This window comes from Legionella navarrensis (genome assembly GCF_052527415.1).
In genome coordinates, this window is sequence record NZ_JBNVZR010000003.1 from 87,176 (window position 1) to 102,457 (window position 15,282).

Genomic DNA, 15,282 nt, shown 5'->3' on the forward strand with positions numbered 1-15,282 from the left:
GTAATTCTGTCCAAAAAAAGGATATTTTACGTTATTTTTATGACATTTTAAATCGCAATTGTTGTCAAATTCGGATAAACTACACGTTTTTTGAGCGAAAGCCATGCTGATAAACCTTAAAACATGTGCACTGAACACCCGGTCAGAACCGGTAACACTGGAAAATATCACACGCCTGCCGGCCAATATTGAAGGCCCGTGCACCCTGGTCTGTGAGTTTCAGGTTCAGAAAGTCGATAACTATTTTCTGCTGAGTCTCAAGGTGGAGGGCGATTTGACGATCATCTGTCAACGCTGCCTGCATACCTACAGGCATCATTACGTTAACAGCTCAACACTGGCTGTGTGTGATACCGATGAGATGGCAGAGCGTCTGCTGCCTGAATACGAAAGTATCGTTGCAGACAACAATCAGGTAGAGCTGGTCGAGCTGATCAGTGACGAACTTTACCTGTATAGCCCTGAAATGCATGCGGAGATTAGCGAATGTGATCGCAGCGTAGACCAGTATATCCGGTCTTAACAACGAATCATCTTTGTAATATAATCAACAAATGCTTGGATTACCGGTAAAAAATCGGTAATATTCCGCCTCAACAAAGACAAATTGCTGGAGTAATGCAATGGCCGTACAACAAAATAAAAAGTCACGTTCACGACGTGACATGCGTCGTTCACACGATGCGCTGACCTTACCAACACTGTCTGTCGATGCGACCACAGGTGAAGTTCACCGTCGTCACCATATCACAGAAGACGGTTACTACCGTGGCAAAAAAGTGCTGGAAAACGACAACGTATACGAAGACAAAGAGTAATCCCAATTGAATGACATCACCATTGCCATTGATGCGATGGGCGGGGATCATGGCCTGAAGGTCCTGATGCCCGCTTGTGTTCGTGCAATAAAAAAAAATCCGAACCTATCGTTATTGCTGGTTGGTGATCAGCTGCAAATCAGCGCGTATCTCAAAAAGCAGGGATTGATGGATAACAGCCAGTTGTCCATTGTTCATGCCTCTGAAGTGGTGGGAATGGACGAGCTGCCGTCCCATGCACTGCGTAACAAAAAAGATTCTTCCATGCGGGTAGCCATCAATCAGGTGAAGGATGGATTTGCTCAGGCCTGCGTCAGTGCCGGTAATACCGGTGCGCTCATGGCCACAGCACGCTTCGTACTCAAAACGCTGCCCGGTATCGACAGGCCAGCTATTATTGCCGAGCTCCCAACTCAGGCGGGGCGCACACGTGTGATTGATCTGGGTGCCAATGTGGATTCCTGCGCAGAGCATCTGTTTCAGTTTGCCGTGATGGGATCAGCACTCATTCAGGCGGTAGACAAAAAACCTAATCCTGCCATCGCTCTGCTTAACATCGGTGTTGAGGAAATCAAGGGTAATGATCAGGTAAAGCGTACAGCACATATGCTGGCTGAATGCAGCCTGATGAATTACGTCGGATACGTGGAAGGTGATCATTTCTATTCCGGTGATGTTGACCTGGTCGTCTGCGATGGCTTTGTCGGCAACGTGGCTTTGAAAGCCAGCGAAGGTCTGGCCAAACTGATGCTCAACACACTGAAGGAATCCTTTACAACAACCTGGTCAGGTAAACTGGCCGGTCTGATTGCCATGCCCGCTTTGCGCCAGCTTAAAAAACGCATGGATCCAGCGCGCTATAACGGCGCCAGTCTGCTGGGTCTGAACGGCGTTGTCATCAAAAGTCATGGCGGTGCCAGCGAGATCGCCTTTCAGCACGCAATCGATCAGGCCGTTCTGCACGTAAAAAATAACGTAGTTGATCTGGTCCGGGATCAAATCAACGAATTTATTAATCAAGGTCTGTTGTTATGACGCATGCTGTTATCAGCGGAACAGGCGGGTATTTGCCTGAACGAATTCTAACCAATCATGAGCTGGAAGAAAAACTGTGCACCAGCCATGAGTGGATTCTGTCGCGGACCGGGATCAGCAGCCGGCATATCGCCGCCGAGCACGAAACCACCGCTTTTATGGCGTCTGAGGCAGCGAGGAAGGCTTTACAGGCTTCCGGTCTTGATGTTGACAGCATAGATCTTATTATTGTCGCTACCTGCACACCAGGCTTTTTTTTCCCAAGCACGGCCTGCCATGTACAGCAGGCTCTCGGTGCGAAACGTCCCATTCCTGCCTTTGATATCAGTGCGGCCTGCAGCGGTTTTGTCTATGCGCTGGATGTTGCCACACAGTACATCAAAAATGGTGCTGCTCAAAATATTATCGTTGTTGGCAGCGAAAGCATGTCACGTGCTGTCGACTGGACCGACCGTTCAACCTGCGTACTCTTTGGTGATGGTGCGGGAGCCGTGGTTTTGAGCGCCAGTGATCGAGAAGGCGTTCTGCCTGGCCTGTTGCATGCCTCCTATGATGCCAACGAGTTGCTGACCTATCCCAACCGGACACCTGATAATACGACGGGATTAATCAGCATGCGCGGTAATGAAGTGTTCAAATTAGCCGTAAATGCCATGGGTGATGTGGTAGACAGCATTTTGCGTAAAAACAATCTGCAAAAATCAGATATTGACTGGCTGATTCCACACCAGGCAAATGTCCGCATTATACAGGGCATCGCCAAAAAGCTGGATTTATCCATGGAACAGGTTATCGTTACGATAGAAAATCAGGGAAATACCTCAGCAGCATCTATCCCCCTCGCTCTGGATTTCGCTGTTCGCGAAAACCGGGTCAAGCGTGGCGATACGCTGCTTCTGGAGTCATTCGGCGGTGGAATGACCTGGGGTGCACTGGTCGTGCGCTACTGAATTTTTTGGAGATTTTGTCACAATGAATCACTTCGCGTGTGTTTTTCCTGGCCAGGGATCACAATCCATTGGCATGCTGTCGTCCCTTGCCGGACATGACTCCCTGATTACTGACACCTTCGCCGAAGTCTCGGCTGCCGTGGGCTATGATCTCTGGCAGCTGATTCAGCAGGGTCCGGAAGCAAAACTGAACCAGACTGAGTTTACCCAGGTTGCCATGCTGACCGCCGATGTTGCGGTATTTCGTCTCCTGCAGAAAAACGGTATGAAGAAAGCGTCTCTGATGGCAGGACACAGTCTTGGCGAGTACGCCGCTCTGGTCAGTGCCAATGCCATTGAACTGACAGATGCGGCCAGGCTCGTTGCAACACGTGGCCGGCTGATGCAGCAAACGATTCCGCTCGGTCTTGGCGCCATGGCGGCCATTGTTGGTCTGACCGATGAGCAGGTTGATGAATTATGCCAGGCTGCGAGCCAGGAGGGCGATGTTGTGACGCCTGCCAACTACAATGCAGTTGGTCAGGTTGTGATCGCGGGGCATGCTGGCGCCGTTGAGCGCGCAATCAGCCTGGCGAATGAAGCCGGTGCCCGCATGGCCATGCTGATTCCCGTCAGCGTGCCCTGTCATTGTCCTTTATTGCTGGATGCGGCTCAGGCCTTTGAAGAGCATCTGGCCGCAGCTCCCTTCAAAACACCAGATACCCGCGTAATCAGTAACGTGGATTTAAGCATTTACGAGTCTGCAGAACAAATCCGCCATTTGCTGGCACGGCAGCTGTATATGCCCGTACGATGGGTTGAAACCATACGCTACATTCAGACACAGGCTGCCTCTTTTGTGCTAGAATGCGGACCCGGTAAGGTATTGAGTGGTCTGATTAAGCGAATTGATCGATCTTTGCAATCTGTTTGCGTCTTTGATGTGGATACATTGCAACAGGCATTGGCATTGCTTTCAGTTCAGGCAACGAGTGCGCCCTGAGCGGCACGCCTGAGACGCATATAATCAAGGGGTAACTATGAGTTCTTTGCAAGGTAAAGTGGCGCTGGTAACAGGAGCCAGCCGTGGAATTGGACAGGCGATTGCGCAGGTACTGGCACGAAAGGGTGCCTACGTCATCGGCACGGCAACCACGACTGAGGGCGCTGAGGCCATCAGCGGGTATTTTAAACAGGAAGGCCTGACAGGAAAGGGCGTCGCTCTGGATGTGACCTGTAAGGACAGCATTGAAAATTTAATGACTGGCCTGTCGGATGAAGACAAGGCACCTGCTATACTGATTAACAATGCTGGTATTACCTGCGATAATCTGCTTTTGCGCATGGATGATGAGGAGTGGTACCGGGTTATTGAAACCAATCTGAATTCTGTGTTCCGTATGAGCAAGGCCTGCATCAAGTCGATGTTTCGCGCGCGCTGGGGACGAATCGTTTCTATTGGCTCCGTTGTGGCAGCCAGTGGTAATTCCGGGCAGTGTAACTACACAGCAACCAAGGCTGGAATCGTTGGATTCTCAAAATCTCTGGCCCAGGAAATGGCCAGTCGCGGAATTACAGTGAATGTGGTAGCGCCTGGCTTTATCGACACCGATATGACCAGCGCCCTGCCGGATATGGTTAAGGATGAAATGCTCAAACGCATTCCCATGAAGCGTTTGGGCAGTGTAAATGACATCGCAGAAACAGTAGCTTTTCTTGTTTCTGACAGTGCTGCCTATATCACAGGAGAAACCATTCATGTGAATGGTGGGATGTACATGGAGTAATGGGGCTTGCGTTCTTTGCAGAATTGAATAAACTAGCCAGCATAAATTTTTTTACTTTAAGAGGAAACACACGTTATGAGTACAGTTGAAGATCGAGTTCGTAAAATTGTTATCGAACAGTTGGGCGTTAAGGGTGACGAACTGAATAATAACGCATCGTTTGTTGATGACCTCGGTGCTGACTCACTGGATACTGTTGAATTGGTAATGGCTTTGGAAGAAGAGTTTGAAACAGAAATTCCTGATGAAAAAGCTGAAAAAATTACGACAATTCAAGAAGCTATTGATTACATTGAATCCAATATGGATAAAGAATAATCCTGGTAACTGACAGGTTTTAATTGTTACAGGTATTTCAAAACGGAATCAGGTTAAGAGCTGACAGATTGTATTGACGTCTTTCAGCTCTTAACATTTGACCCGTTATTTTTTTTGAGGAGCATCCATTGAGTAAGCGGCGTGTTGTTGTGACTGGCATGGGTATGGTTACTCCAGTTGGTCTGAATGTTGAGCAAACATGGAAACAGATATTGGCTGGCAAAAGCGGCGTTGTGCCGGTTGAGGGTTTTGATACCACCGAGTACAGCACCAAAATCTGGGCCAAGGTGAAAGGCTTTAACATCGAAGACTATGTTCCGCTCAAAGACGCTCGAAAAATGGATGTTTTTACGCAGTATGGTGTAGCTGCGGCGGATGAGGCCATTGCTGACTCCGGTCTGATCATGAACGACGAGCTGGCTCTACGTACGGGAGTTGCCGTGGGTGCCGGTATTGGCGGGATTGAGACCATCACCAGCAATCAGGATAAACTGGTTGCAGGAGGACCGCGTCGCGTGTCTCCTTTCTTTATTCCTGCGGGAATTATCAATATGGTCGCTGGCCAGATTTCCATTCGACACAATCTGAAAGGCCCTAATATCTCAGTTGTCACAGCCTGTACGACCGGAACGCATAATATCGGACTCGCTGCACGCATGATAAGCTACGGCGACGCCGATGTGATGGTTTGCGGCGGTGCCGAAATGACCCTGACACCACTGTGCCTCGCAGGATTTTCTGCCGTTCGTTCCCTGTCAAAACGCAACGATGAGCCAGAAAAGGCTTCACGCCCCTGGGACAGGGATCGTGATGGATTCGTAATGGGTGAAGGCGCCGGAATCATGGTTCTGGAAGATTATGAACATGCCGTTGCCCGTGGTGCAAAAATTTACGCCGAGCTGGCTGGTTTTGGCATGTCAGGTGACGCCTACCATATCACCGCACCTGACGAAGACGCCGACGGCGGTTCCCGGGCCATGGCTGCTGCGGTCAAAGATGCTGGTATTGAGCCTTCTGCTGTAGATTACATCAACGCTCACGGTACTTCTACGCAGCTGAACGATCGCAACGAAACCATCGCGGTAAAACGCGTATTTGGTGAACATGCCTACAAACTGGCCATGAGCTCGACCAAATCGATGACCGGCCATTTACTGGGTGCTGCGGGTGCGGTTGAGGCAATCTTCAGCGTGCTGGCCATTCGTGATCAGGTAGCTCCGCCGACTATCAATCTTGATAATCCTGATGAGGGTTGTGATTTGAACTATGTGGCACATGTTGCTCAGAGCAGAAAAATCGATTGCGTATTAAGCAACTCACTGGGCTTTGGCGGCACCAACGGAAGCTTGCTGTTCAAACGTACGCAAGCCTAAATGAGCATCAGTCGGTTCAAATGGCCTCTCCTTATCCTCGTGCTGCTGGCAGTTATTCTGTCTTTGCAGCCGGTCTGGCGGGGCTTTATTTTTTTGCACCGACCCATGTTTGAATCAGGTGAGCCTGTTATTATTGAAGTAAAACCAAACAGTTCCGCCAGCACCCTGGCCAATACCCTCTACGAAAAAAAGCTGATATCTTCTCAACGGATGTTCCTGTATTTCATAAAATGGACAGGAAGCGCAGGTCACCTGAAAGCAGGCGTGTACCAGGTTCTGCCGGGGCAATCGGTACAGAATGTCATCGACAGAATTGTTGCCGGCGACGTGCTTAAACTGCCATTTCGTATTATTGAAGGCAGTAACCTCACACAAGTCATATCCAATCTTCAAGGCGCACCCTGGTTGAACTACAATGCTTCAGACTGGACGTTTTTACCCTTACAGTATCGCAGTGCCGAAGGCCTGTTGCTGGCCGACACATATTCGTACAACGCCGGAACCGATGCCCGCAGCCTGCTGAAGAATGCTAATAGCCAGTTATTGCAGGAGCTCGAAAAAAACTGGAACGATCGCAGTGCGGATTTACCCTACAAGACATCGTATGAGATGTTGATTGTGGCATCGATTCTCGAAAAGGAAGCGTCTTTGCCGGCTGAGCGGGCTCTGATATCTGGTGTGGTTCTTAACCGCCTGCAAAAAAACATGCCCCTGCAAATGGATCCCACCGTTATCTATGCGCTGGGGACTGCCTATAATGGTAAGCTGCACCACCGGGATTTAAGCATTGATTCACCTTACAATACCTACCGGTATCGTGGCCTGCCTCCGACACCCATTGCCATGGTCGGAAAAGGTTCTCTTTACGCGGCAGCACATCCACAAAAATCAAAATACCTGTATTTTGTTGCAAAGGGCGATGGAACACATATTTTTTCAGAGACGTACGCAGAACAGCGGGAAGCAATAGCGCGCTATCTTTCAGGTAATCATTAATATCTAAGGCATCAGGATGACAAAACCAGGGCAATTTATTGTGGTTGAAGGCTTGGAAGGGGCCGGAAAATCGACGGCCATCGAAACCATCCGGCAAGAACTGGAGCGCCTGTGTCCGAGGCTGATTCTGACCCGAGAACCGGGAGGAACCCGGTTAGGCGAGCAACTTCGCACACTGGTAAAAGAGGGTGTGGATGGTGAACACGTGGATGCCCGGGCAGAACTGCTGCTGATGTACGCGGCCCGCGTGCAGTTGCTTGAACAGGTTATTCGTCCGGCTCTGCTGCGAGGCGACTGGGTATTGTCTGATCGATTTGAGCTGTCAACCTATGCTTACCAGGGTGGTGGCCGTGGAATTGATAAAGCCATTATTGACGGGCTGTCGAGGGCCTGTCTGCAGGGCTTTCAACCTGATTTGATTATTTACCTGGATATCTCACCTGAGCAGGGGCTGGAGCGGGTGCGCTCCCGTGGCGCGTCTGACCGGATTGAACAGGAGTCTCTGACATTTTTCAGGCGTGTCCATGAGGCCTATCGCAGCATGATAGCGGGCATGAATAATGTTGTCGCTGTCGATGCAGGTCGGCCGCTGAACGAGGTCCGCGCCGCAATTATCCAGCACGTACATGACTTTTTACAACGGCAGCACCATGCACTTCAGTGAATCAGACGTAGCACTGCCTGTGCATGCCAACATCTGGCAGCAGTTTGAACTGTCTCGCAGCAAAGGACGCCTCGGTCAGGCGCTTCTCCTGGCTGGCTCACCACCCTGGGAGCTGACTCAGCTTGCCTTTCGTATGGCAGCCGCTATTCTGTGCCGCCAGGAGCGTTCTCCCTGTGGAGCATGTCAGTCCTGCCTGCTGGCAGAAAAAAATGAGCACCCCGATTTTCATTATCTGATGCCTGAAAAGGAAGGGAGCGTCATAAAGATTGAGCAAATCCGGCAGCTCCAGCTAAATACCATGACCTCGCCACAATTAGGGCATCAGCGGGTGATTGTGATTAATCCCGCTGACAGGATGAACACAGCGGCGGCCAATGCGCTGTTAAAAATTCTGGAAGAGCCGTCGGACAACACCCGTTTTTTATTGCTGGCTGAGCAGATAAGTACCATTCCTGCTACGATAATCAGCCGCTGTCAGTTATGGCGCTCCGTATCCCGAGCGCGCCTGCAGGATGACTATTTAACGCAGCAAAGCCTGTATGCTCCTGATTCGGCGCGTGGGATAGTACTGGCGGCAGCAAACACCATCATGGGACAGCTCAAAGACCTGCACGAAGGCCGTCAGGATCCTCATGCGCTGGCACAGACCTGGTCACAGTATCCCTTTGCTGAATTGATCTGGCTATTGTATTTGCTGCACGCGCAATTGATTCAGATCGCGCTTGATTCTGCCACGGACCACGCTACAGGAATGGAGCCTCTGCGGCTGCTGGCCAAAGCGGTAAAGCCTTACCATTTGTATGCCAGGCTCGATAAAATAAATGAAATTACTGCTAAGTTAAACCATACTGTCAGTATAAATCAGTTGCTGGCCCTGGAGGATTTGTTGTTGGCCTGGCAGCCTGTTGGCAGGAGAAAACATTAATGAACGAAGAGTTGCAATCGATTAACTGCAGTTTTCCTACCGAAGCCTTATTATATCAGGCATACATGCCTTTTTTACACGATGGAGGTCTGTTTGTTCGCTCCAACTATATTCTGCCTCTGGGTACGATGGTTCGTCTGGAGTTCAGCCTGCTGAACGAAGCTGAACTATATGTTGTCGAGGCTAAAGTAGTCTGGATAACTCCCAGAGGAGCACAGGGAAACAAACCGGCTGGACTGGGTTTTCAGTTTAAAGGCGAAAACAGCCGTTCATTGTGCAATAAAATTGAGACCTGCCTGGCTGGCATGCTAAAATCAACGCAAATGACAGACACCATGTGAATACCATGACTTTAGTTGACTCTCACTGCCACCTGAACCGACTTGATCTGACCGAATTTGATAATAACCTCGACCTGGCTGTTGACAAGGCCCGTTCCGCAGGCGTGCGCCACATGCTGGGCGTGTGTGTCTCGCTGTCTGAGTTTCCGGTTTTATGTCAACTGGCTGATCAGTATCCCGATCTGAGCATCTCGGTGGGTGTGCATCCTGATAACGAACCCGAAAACGATGACATAGACCCCGATGCTGAGCAACTGATTGCTCTGGCCAACAGCCATCCCGCCTGCATTGCTATTGGTGAAACAGGCCTCGATTATTACCGGGTCGAATCGGCTGAGGGCAAGGAGCAGCAGCGCGCGCGCTTTCGCGAGCATATCCGTGCGGCTATCGCTACATCGAAACCCCTGATTATCCACACTCGTCAGGCCGCTGAAGACACGCTGATGCTGATGCGGGAAGAAAAGGCCGATGGCATTGGTGGCGTCATGCATTGCTTTACCGAGGAGCTGTCGATTGCTCTGCGTGCTATTGAGCTGAATTTTTATATTTCCATTTCCGGTATTGTTACCTTTAAAAATGCGGCTCAGGTTCAGGAAGTCGCCCGCAGCATTCCTCTGGATCGTCTGTTGATTGAAACGGATGCGCCGTATCTTGCGCCTGTGCCGTTTCGCGGTAAACCCAATCATCCAGCTCTGGTTCGTGAAGTGGCCCAGAAAGTGGCCGAGCTGCGCGGCGTACCTGTTGATGAGATCGCCCGCCAGACCACCGAGAATTTTCAGCGCTGTTTCCGTATTCAGCCAGACAGCCTCAAGAGGACCTGATGAGCTTATTTATTGGATTGATGTCTGGCACCAGCATGGATGGAATTGATGCCGCTCTGGTTGATATGAAAAAAAACATTTGTCTATATGGCATCACCCGTCCCTACAGCGACGAGGCCCGGCAACAGCTGACACGCCTGCTCAGCGGGCAGGACAACGGTCTGGGTGCCATTAGCCAGCTGAACACGATATTGGGCCGTGAATTTGCACGCGCTGCCTTGCAGTTACTCGATGAAAGCGGACAAAATCCTCAGGATGTCGTGGCGATTGGCAGCCATGGTCAGACCCTGTGCCATGACACAAGCGTCGCCATTCCTTACACGGTGCAGGTTGGCTGTGCTCATACCATAGCCGAAATGACGGGTATTACGGTCGTTGCTGATTTTAGAACCCGTGATCTGGTTCTGGGCGGACAGGGCGCTCCCTTTGCCCCCCTGTACCATCAGGCGGTTTTTCGAGAGCAGGGTTATCCGCTGGCCGTTGTGAATGTCGGCGGAATTGCCAACATCAGCTGCCTGAGCAGCGAAGACGAGGTCAGCGGCTACGATGTCGGGCCGGGAAACTGCCTCATGGATGCCTGGATTTTCAGGCACTTACAAAAGCCTTATGATAAAAACGGTGCCTGGGCCGCCAGCGGCCGGGTTATACCCTCGCTGCTCCGGCAATTGCAGCAGGACGGCTACTTTTCACGACCCATACCCAAAAGTGCCGGGAAGGAATATTTCTCCCTGGAATGGCTGGAACCGTATCTTGATGACGCCTGGTCTGCCGCTGATGTGCAGGCCACCCTGCTGCAGCTGACAGCATGGGCTATTGTGTCGGCAGTCAAGGCGCTGCCAACGCCTCCCCTCCAGGTACTGATATGCGGCGGCGGGGTACATAATCAGGCTTTATGCCGGTCATTATCTCTGCAATTGCCGGAGTCAGGTGTTAAATCCACCGAAGCGGTTCAGGTCAATCCAGATTATCTGGAGGCCATGATGTTTGCCTGGTTTGCGGATAACACCCTGCAAAACAAGGCATTAAACTTGCATGGTATTACGGGGGCCACGCGATCGGCCGTGCTTGGAGCTGTGTATCCGGCCGGCATTGCTGTCAATAATAACTCTAAACGTTTATAGGGAAAACTAACCAGTGAACGCGATTCTGACCAAAACCCGTCCAGCAGCCAAAGTCAGTGCCTACACCGTATTTTTACTTTCAGCGTCGTTTTATCTGTATGAGTTTGTTTTACAGGTGGCGCCCAGCGTGATGGCAGATTCCATGATGACCACCTTTCAGGTCACCGCGGCTGGATTTGGTATCGTTTCTGCCTTTTATTTTTATGCCTATGCTCCCATGCAGTTGCCTGCGGGTCTGTTGTTTGACCGGTATGGACCGAGGAAGCTGATGACTTTCGCCCTTATTCTCTGTGCCGTAGGGTCTTTTTTCTTTGCGGCCACCGACAGTTTGATTACAGCGGCTCTGGGGCGCTTTCTGATTGGTATTGGCTCGGCATTTTCCTTTATCGGCGTGCTGGTATTGGTGTCTCGCTGGTTTCCTCCAAAGCAGTTCGCCTTGCTGGCCGGTGTTGCTCAGCTGATGAGTTCGGTCGGCGCGATGTTTGGGGAAATGCCGCTGGCAAAGCTGATTGAGATAGTGGGCTGGCGAAATGCCAGTTTTATTCTGTCCTTTATTGGTTTGATCCTGGCGATGTGTATCTGGCTTGTTATCCGCGATTATCCCGATCACATGGAGCACCCAACCCACCGGCGCCTGTGGCGCGAAGAGTGGCAACGCCTGCACGCCGTGTGCAGCCGCTCTTATACCTGGATTACCGGAGCCTATGCCTGCACCATCTGGACACCAATTGCCGTGTTTGCCGCCTTATGGGGTGTTCCGTATCTGCAGCAGAAATTTGGCATCAGCGTGCTCACCGCGTCAGGCATGTGCAGCATGATATGGCTGGGTATTGGCGTCGGCAGCCCCTTGCTGGGATGGGTAAGCGACCATATTCGCAGTCGACGCATTTCGCTGGCAATCAGCGCCTTGTTCGGGCTGGTGTCCACTGTTTTTCTCTTGTATGTGCCGGATGTGAGCGCAGGATCGATGTATCTGGTGTTATTTTTCCTCGGTATAGGAGCGGGTGGTCAGACCGTGAGTTTTGCCGTGGTAAAAGATAATAATCCACCAGAACTTGTCGGTACCGCATCGGGTTTTAATAATTTATCGGTTCTGATTGGAGCGGCTGTATTTCAGCCTTTGGTCGGCGTGTTTTTGCATAGCTTTGGCGAATGGCAGCAGATAGACGGAGTGCAGATCTACTCCATCGCCAGTTATAATAATGCCTTAATCATTTTGCCTTTGTGTTATGGAATCAGTCTCTTTCTGACGCTGTTCGTGCTGAAAGAGTCTCATCCGGAACGCGCACGGGCTAAAGCGAATTAAGGTTTTCGCTGACAAGGCTCACGCCGATATTGCCTTTTTTATCCTTTACGCGTTTGAGCAGGCTGTAATTGATAAGGCTCAAATCATTGTTGCTGATAGTCGCCTGGCTCCAGAAATACTGGCTTTCCAGGGTTATGGTGTCCTGGCGCACAGCGAGTTTACCCAGTAGCTTTGATATGTCAGCTGATTTCATCAGGGCCTGGGCTGAGCGCGCATTGATGATCTGATTGGCCTGGTCTTCGGTCAGGCCATTTCCCAGTGACATCAAGACTATCTTCGGTGCCGTGTTAATATTAATAGGAGTCACTTCCGGCAATACGGTGATGTAAGGCTCCATCTGCTGCCATATTGTCGCGTCTACCCCCCAGATCAAACGAAATTCAGACACACTCTGCATTGGAAAACCGCTTTGATAATAAGGTGGTTTCTGTTTCAGATAATAGCTGACCAGCGAGTCATTCCCTCGACCGGGATCATAGGGGGTTAACCACTGTCGTGTTGCAAAGGCAATCAGCTCCCTATCCTTGGTATTGGTTTGCGGCAGGACGTTTTGTAACAGGTTCAGGAAAATACGGTAATAGCGCCTGTCACTTAAGTTATTCAGATTAAAACGATCCTGAGCGTCGATCAGTTTTCCACTGGTCAGAAGATCCGGGTAATTGTTTTGCAGTTTCAACGGAAAACTGCGAATCGCGCCCTGTGCGTTGAGACGGGTCAGTGGCTTTTGCGTGTAGGACAGCTCGCTCATAGCCCAGAAAGTAACGTATTGCGAGGCAAGATAGAGGCTGTCGGCCGTGATGGACAGGCGTGTTCGATAGATATCCAGTTGCAGACGTGTGCTCATGGCAGTTGCCGCAATAGCAACCAGCGTCATAATAAACAATGAGGTGAGCAGTGCACTGCCGCGTTCCAGCCAGCTGCGTTTATTCCCTGACGTTACTGACATACAGTGCCCTTGATAAAATAAAGAGTAAATTCAGCTCTCCCCAGGATTCAAGCGTCAAAGACAATTGAATGGCTTTGGGCAAGGGTTCATCGTCTGCCCTTGGATCAGCCTGACCATGACGCCATTCCGGCAGAACATCCTGATTTTTATTCAAATAAGCGAAGCGACAGGCTTTAAGCCGGCTCAACAAAACCGTGTCCATATATTGACCGCGATCGGTGGTGTCCAGACTGGGCCAGCTGCGTCGGATGAGTTTGTTGTTGGCGCATAAATATGCCACACGTTTCATGGTGCTGCGTTTTTCCTCGCCTCCGGGATTGACAAGGCCGCCGCGTGTAAATTCGGTGTAGCCTGACTGGCCGACAAAAATTGGGAACACACCCATGTCGTTTCCTCGAACTGGTCGAATCACCGCCTGTTGTGCATCCCGCTCCATCAGGGTAATGGCCAACTCCAGCTTTACTATGTATTCGGCCTGTTCTGTTACACGGGTCCGGGTAGTAAACGCGTAGTACATAGTGGATGATGTGATGGCGGCCAGTATCCCAAATACAGCCAGGGCAACGAGAATTTCAATCAGGGTAAAACCGGTCTGCGACTGTCTCATGGTGCGAACCGAAAGGCTGTCAGCGGGCTGGTAAAGGGGCCGCTCTGGTTGCGACTGACGCGAATAACAATCATATCAACTGCCTTGATGGGAGTAGGGGTTATTTTCACTCGCCAATACCACTTTTGATTAAGCAGCTCGGTAACCTGGGTCATCTCTTCGTTGGGTCGGGTCGTCACCAGTCCCAGCTGCAGCATGGATACGCCCTGCATCGCTACCCAGTGACTGATATTTTTTTCCTTCAGCCTCTGCGTGCTCGAAACGGTCTGCGCTGTGGACTTCAGCAGCGCGGTCAGGGCAATGGCAATGATGGTCAGTGCAATTAATACTTCAACCAGAGTAAAGCCGCCTTGCTTATCATGCCGGTGAGATAAGGTCATGATTTGGATTCTTTCAGGCTGACGTCACCGTTATGCTGACCAATCAGTGTAGTTTGCGCGGGCCTGGCTTGAGTGCCGAAGGTCATGGTAAATGGCGTCATATCGCCGGAGGCCTGGATAATAATATCCGGCGCCTTGTTGTTATTTTTTAGACTGCTCTTAAAGGAAACCACGACGTTATCGGGAAAGGGATGCCAGCGAAACAGACTGGTTTTTGAACGCGGTTCCCATGTTTTACCTTCGTCAAAACGAAAGGTTTCATAGCCCTGCGCATTGACATTGATTCCGAAGGTGCTCATTTCCAGAATGGCCCGCTGCCTGACCAGCCTGACATAGGACGCAAACTGCTCGGCAAATACAACGGATTTGCGGCTGGCGCCAAAATCGCCAAACGCAAGGATGGAGGCGGTGCTGATAATGCTGATGATAATAATAACCACCAGCACTTCAATGAGGGTAAATCCGCGGTTAATGCGCATCCCAGTTTCCAATTTCACCGTTGATGCCTGTACCGCCTGGCTGACCGTCCGCGCCCAGTGTAAAAATGTCTATGTCGCTGTGCTCGCCGGGGTTCAGGTACAGATAATCACGACCCCATGGGTCTTTAGGTAAGGATTTCAGGTATTGTTTCCAGTCGCGGGGCTCCGGGCTGCTGGTGGGCTTTTCAACCAGTGCCAGTATGCCCTGATCCGTGCTGGGATAAAATCCATTGTCCAGCTTGTATAAGTCCATGGCATTTTGTATGGACAACACGTCCTGCCGGGCTTTGACCGCGCGGGCCTCGTCAGGTCGGCTGATGATTTTGGGTACAACAATAGAGGCCAGAATACCCAGAATAACCACGACAACCATAATCTCGATTAACGAAAAACCCTTTTGTGAGGACATAGCTTCTCCAGTAAATAGTGTTGATGA

General features: G+C 50.7%; 20 protein-coding genes. 15 read left to right on the top strand and 5 right to left on the bottom strand.

What is annotated here, in order from left to right; translation table 11 throughout:
* Positions 1 to 103: 103 nt before the first annotated feature.
* The 15 genes from ACQUTA_RS03110 (at position 104) to ACQUTA_RS03180 (ending at position 12,434) form a co-directional block, all read left to right on the top strand.
* Positions 104 to 523 carry a YceD family protein gene (locus ACQUTA_RS03110; RefSeq protein WP_444986737.1) on the top strand — a complete coding sequence of 140 codons (420 nt, stop codon included), beginning with the start codon at positions 104 to 106 and terminating at the stop codon, positions 521 to 523.
* Positions 524 to 623: 100 nt separating this feature from the next.
* Complete coding sequence (rpmF, locus tag ACQUTA_RS03115; protein ID WP_444986738.1) at positions 624 to 818, top strand: 50S ribosomal protein L32; 195 nt, start codon at positions 624 to 626, stop codon at positions 816 to 818.
* A gap of 6 nt (positions 819 to 824) precedes the next feature.
* Positions 825 to 1,853: a phosphate acyltransferase PlsX gene (gene plsX, locus ACQUTA_RS03120; RefSeq protein WP_444986739.1), complete on the top strand. Its 1,029-nt coding sequence runs from the start codon at positions 825 to 827 to the stop codon at positions 1,851 to 1,853.
* The gene (locus ACQUTA_RS03125) at positions 1,850 to 2,803 is read left to right on the top strand and encodes a beta-ketoacyl-ACP synthase III (protein ID WP_444986740.1); all 954 of its coding nucleotides are present in this window, start codon (positions 1,850 to 1,852) and stop codon (positions 2,801 to 2,803) included. Before plsX ends, ACQUTA_RS03125 begins: the two co-directional genes overlap by 4 nt.
* 22 nt (positions 2,804 to 2,825) lie before the next feature.
* Positions 2,826 to 3,785 carry an ACP S-malonyltransferase gene (fabD, locus tag ACQUTA_RS03130; protein WP_444986741.1) on the top strand — a complete coding sequence of 320 codons (960 nt, stop codon included), beginning with the start codon at positions 2,826 to 2,828 and terminating at the stop codon, positions 3,783 to 3,785.
* Positions 3,786 to 3,822: 37 nt separating this feature from the next.
* Positions 3,823 to 4,569, top strand: a complete 747-nt coding sequence (gene fabG, locus ACQUTA_RS03135) for a 3-oxoacyl-ACP reductase FabG (protein ID WP_444986742.1) — start codon at positions 3,823 to 3,825, stop codon at positions 4,567 to 4,569.
* A gap of 75 nt (positions 4,570 to 4,644) precedes the next feature.
* On the top strand, positions 4,645 to 4,887 hold the full coding sequence (acpP, locus tag ACQUTA_RS03140; protein WP_444986743.1) for an acyl carrier protein: 243 nt from the start codon (positions 4,645 to 4,647) through the stop codon (positions 4,885 to 4,887).
* 128 nt (positions 4,888 to 5,015) lie between these two features.
* Entirely contained in the window at positions 5,016 to 6,260 is a 1,245-nt protein-coding gene (gene fabF, locus ACQUTA_RS03145) for a beta-ketoacyl-ACP synthase II (protein WP_444986744.1), read from the top strand.
* Entirely contained in the window at positions 6,261 to 7,256 is a 996-nt protein-coding gene (gene mltG, locus ACQUTA_RS03150) for an endolytic transglycosylase MltG (protein ID WP_444986745.1), read from the top strand.
* A 16-nt stretch (positions 7,257 to 7,272) separates the two neighbouring features.
* Positions 7,273 to 7,920 carry a dTMP kinase gene (tmk, locus tag ACQUTA_RS03155; protein WP_444986746.1) on the top strand — a complete coding sequence of 216 codons (648 nt, stop codon included), beginning with the start codon at positions 7,273 to 7,275 and terminating at the stop codon, positions 7,918 to 7,920.
* Positions 7,883 to 8,845, top strand: a complete 963-nt coding sequence (locus ACQUTA_RS03160; RefSeq protein ID WP_444986747.1) for a DNA polymerase III delta subunit-related protein — start codon at positions 7,883 to 7,885, stop codon at positions 8,843 to 8,845. Before tmk ends, ACQUTA_RS03160 begins: the two co-directional genes overlap by 38 nt.
* Positions 8,845 to 9,186 (top strand): PilZ domain-containing protein, encoded by a 342-nt coding sequence (locus ACQUTA_RS03165; protein WP_444986748.1) that lies wholly within the window; start codon positions 8,845 to 8,847, stop codon positions 9,184 to 9,186. The genes ACQUTA_RS03160 and ACQUTA_RS03165 overlap by 1 nt, the downstream gene beginning before the upstream one ends.
* A gap of 5 nt (positions 9,187 to 9,191) precedes the next feature.
* A complete protein-coding gene (locus tag ACQUTA_RS03170; RefSeq protein WP_444986749.1) occupies positions 9,192 to 10,007 on the top strand; it encodes a TatD family hydrolase in 816 nt (271 codons plus the stop codon).
* Entirely contained in the window at positions 10,007 to 11,128 is a 1,122-nt protein-coding gene (locus ACQUTA_RS03175; RefSeq protein ID WP_444986750.1) for an anhydro-N-acetylmuramic acid kinase, read from the top strand. The genes ACQUTA_RS03170 and ACQUTA_RS03175 overlap by 1 nt, the downstream gene beginning before the upstream one ends.
* A 13-nt stretch (positions 11,129 to 11,141) precedes the next feature.
* On the top strand, positions 11,142 to 12,434 hold the full coding sequence (locus ACQUTA_RS03180) for an MFS transporter (RefSeq protein ID WP_444986751.1): 1,293 nt from the start codon (positions 11,142 to 11,144) through the stop codon (positions 12,432 to 12,434).
* Here ACQUTA_RS03180 and gspK read toward each other — a convergent pair.
* The 5 genes from gspK to lspG are packed head-to-tail and all read right to left on the bottom strand — an operon-like array spanning position 12,421 to position 15,255.
* Positions 12,421 to 13,380 (bottom strand): type II secretion system minor pseudopilin GspK, encoded by a 960-nt coding sequence (gene gspK / locus ACQUTA_RS03185; RefSeq protein WP_444986752.1) that lies wholly within the window; start codon positions 13,378 to 13,380, stop codon positions 12,421 to 12,423. The two genes, ACQUTA_RS03180 and gspK, sit on opposite strands and share 14 nt — an antisense overlap.
* Positions 13,358 to 13,987 (bottom strand): GspJ family T2SS minor pseudopilin variant LspJ, encoded by a 630-nt coding sequence (gene lspJ, locus ACQUTA_RS03190; RefSeq protein ID WP_444986753.1) that lies wholly within the window; start codon positions 13,985 to 13,987, stop codon positions 13,358 to 13,360. The genes gspK and lspJ overlap by 23 nt, the downstream gene beginning before the upstream one ends.
* Entirely contained in the window at positions 13,984 to 14,367 is a 384-nt protein-coding gene (lspI, locus tag ACQUTA_RS03195; protein ID WP_444986754.1) for a GspI family T2SS minor pseudopilin variant LspI, read from the bottom strand. The genes lspJ and lspI overlap by 4 nt, the downstream gene beginning before the upstream one ends.
* On the bottom strand, positions 14,364 to 14,846 hold the full coding sequence (gene gspH, locus ACQUTA_RS03200; protein ID WP_444986755.1) for a type II secretion system minor pseudopilin GspH: 483 nt from the start codon (positions 14,844 to 14,846) through the stop codon (positions 14,364 to 14,366). The genes lspI and gspH overlap by 4 nt, the downstream gene beginning before the upstream one ends.
* Positions 14,836 to 15,255, bottom strand: coding sequence for a GspG family T2SS major pseudopilin variant LspG (gene lspG, locus ACQUTA_RS03205; RefSeq protein WP_444986756.1), 420 nt, complete (start codon positions 15,253 to 15,255; stop codon positions 14,836 to 14,838). Before lspG ends, gspH begins: the two co-directional genes overlap by 11 nt.
* Positions 15,256 to 15,282: the final 27 nt, after the last annotated feature.

Bases quoted from the DNA above. Each gene is read 5' to 3' on its own strand.
- ACQUTA_RS03160 (WP_444986747.1), top strand. From the start codon at position 7,883: ATGACTTTTTACAACGGCAGCACCATGCACTTCAGTGAATCAGACGTA.
- fabD (WP_444986741.1), top strand. From the start codon at position 2,826: ATGAATCACTTCGCGTGTGTTTTTCCTGGCCAGGGATCACAATCCATT.
- tmk (WP_444986746.1), top strand. From the start codon at position 7,273: ATGACAAAACCAGGGCAATTTATTGTGGTTGAAGGCTTGGAAGGGGCC.
- ACQUTA_RS03110 (WP_444986737.1), top strand. From the start codon at position 104: ATGCTGATAAACCTTAAAACATGTGCACTGAACACCCGGTCAGAACCG.
- fabG (WP_444986742.1), top strand. From the start codon at position 3,823: ATGAGTTCTTTGCAAGGTAAAGTGGCGCTGGTAACAGGAGCCAGCCGT.
- ACQUTA_RS03125 (WP_444986740.1), top strand. From the start codon at position 1,850: ATGACGCATGCTGTTATCAGCGGAACAGGCGGGTATTTGCCTGAACGA.
- lspI (WP_444986754.1), bottom strand. From the start codon at position 14,367: ATGACCTTATCTCACCGGCATGATAAGCAAGGCGGCTTTACTCTGGTT.
- acpP (WP_444986743.1), top strand. From the start codon at position 4,645: ATGAGTACAGTTGAAGATCGAGTTCGTAAAATTGTTATCGAACAGTTG.
- rpmF (WP_444986738.1), top strand. From the start codon at position 624: ATGGCCGTACAACAAAATAAAAAGTCACGTTCACGACGTGACATGCGT.
- lspJ (WP_444986753.1), bottom strand. From the start codon at position 13,987: ATGAGACAGTCGCAGACCGGTTTTACCCTGATTGAAATTCTCGTTGCC.
- gspH (WP_444986755.1), bottom strand. From the start codon at position 14,846: ATGCGCATTAACCGCGGATTTACCCTCATTGAAGTGCTGGTGGTTATT.
- ACQUTA_RS03165 (WP_444986748.1), top strand. From the start codon at position 8,845: ATGAACGAAGAGTTGCAATCGATTAACTGCAGTTTTCCTACCGAAGCC.
- mltG (WP_444986745.1), top strand. From the start codon at position 6,261: ATGAGCATCAGTCGGTTCAAATGGCCTCTCCTTATCCTCGTGCTGCTG.
- ACQUTA_RS03170 (WP_444986749.1), top strand. From the start codon at position 9,192: ATGACTTTAGTTGACTCTCACTGCCACCTGAACCGACTTGATCTGACC.
- ACQUTA_RS03175 (WP_444986750.1), top strand. From the start codon at position 10,007: ATGAGCTTATTTATTGGATTGATGTCTGGCACCAGCATGGATGGAATT.
- gspK (WP_444986752.1), bottom strand. From the start codon at position 13,380: ATGTCAGTAACGTCAGGGAATAAACGCAGCTGGCTGGAACGCGGCAGT.
- lspG (WP_444986756.1), bottom strand. From the start codon at position 15,255: ATGTCCTCACAAAAGGGTTTTTCGTTAATCGAGATTATGGTTGTCGTG.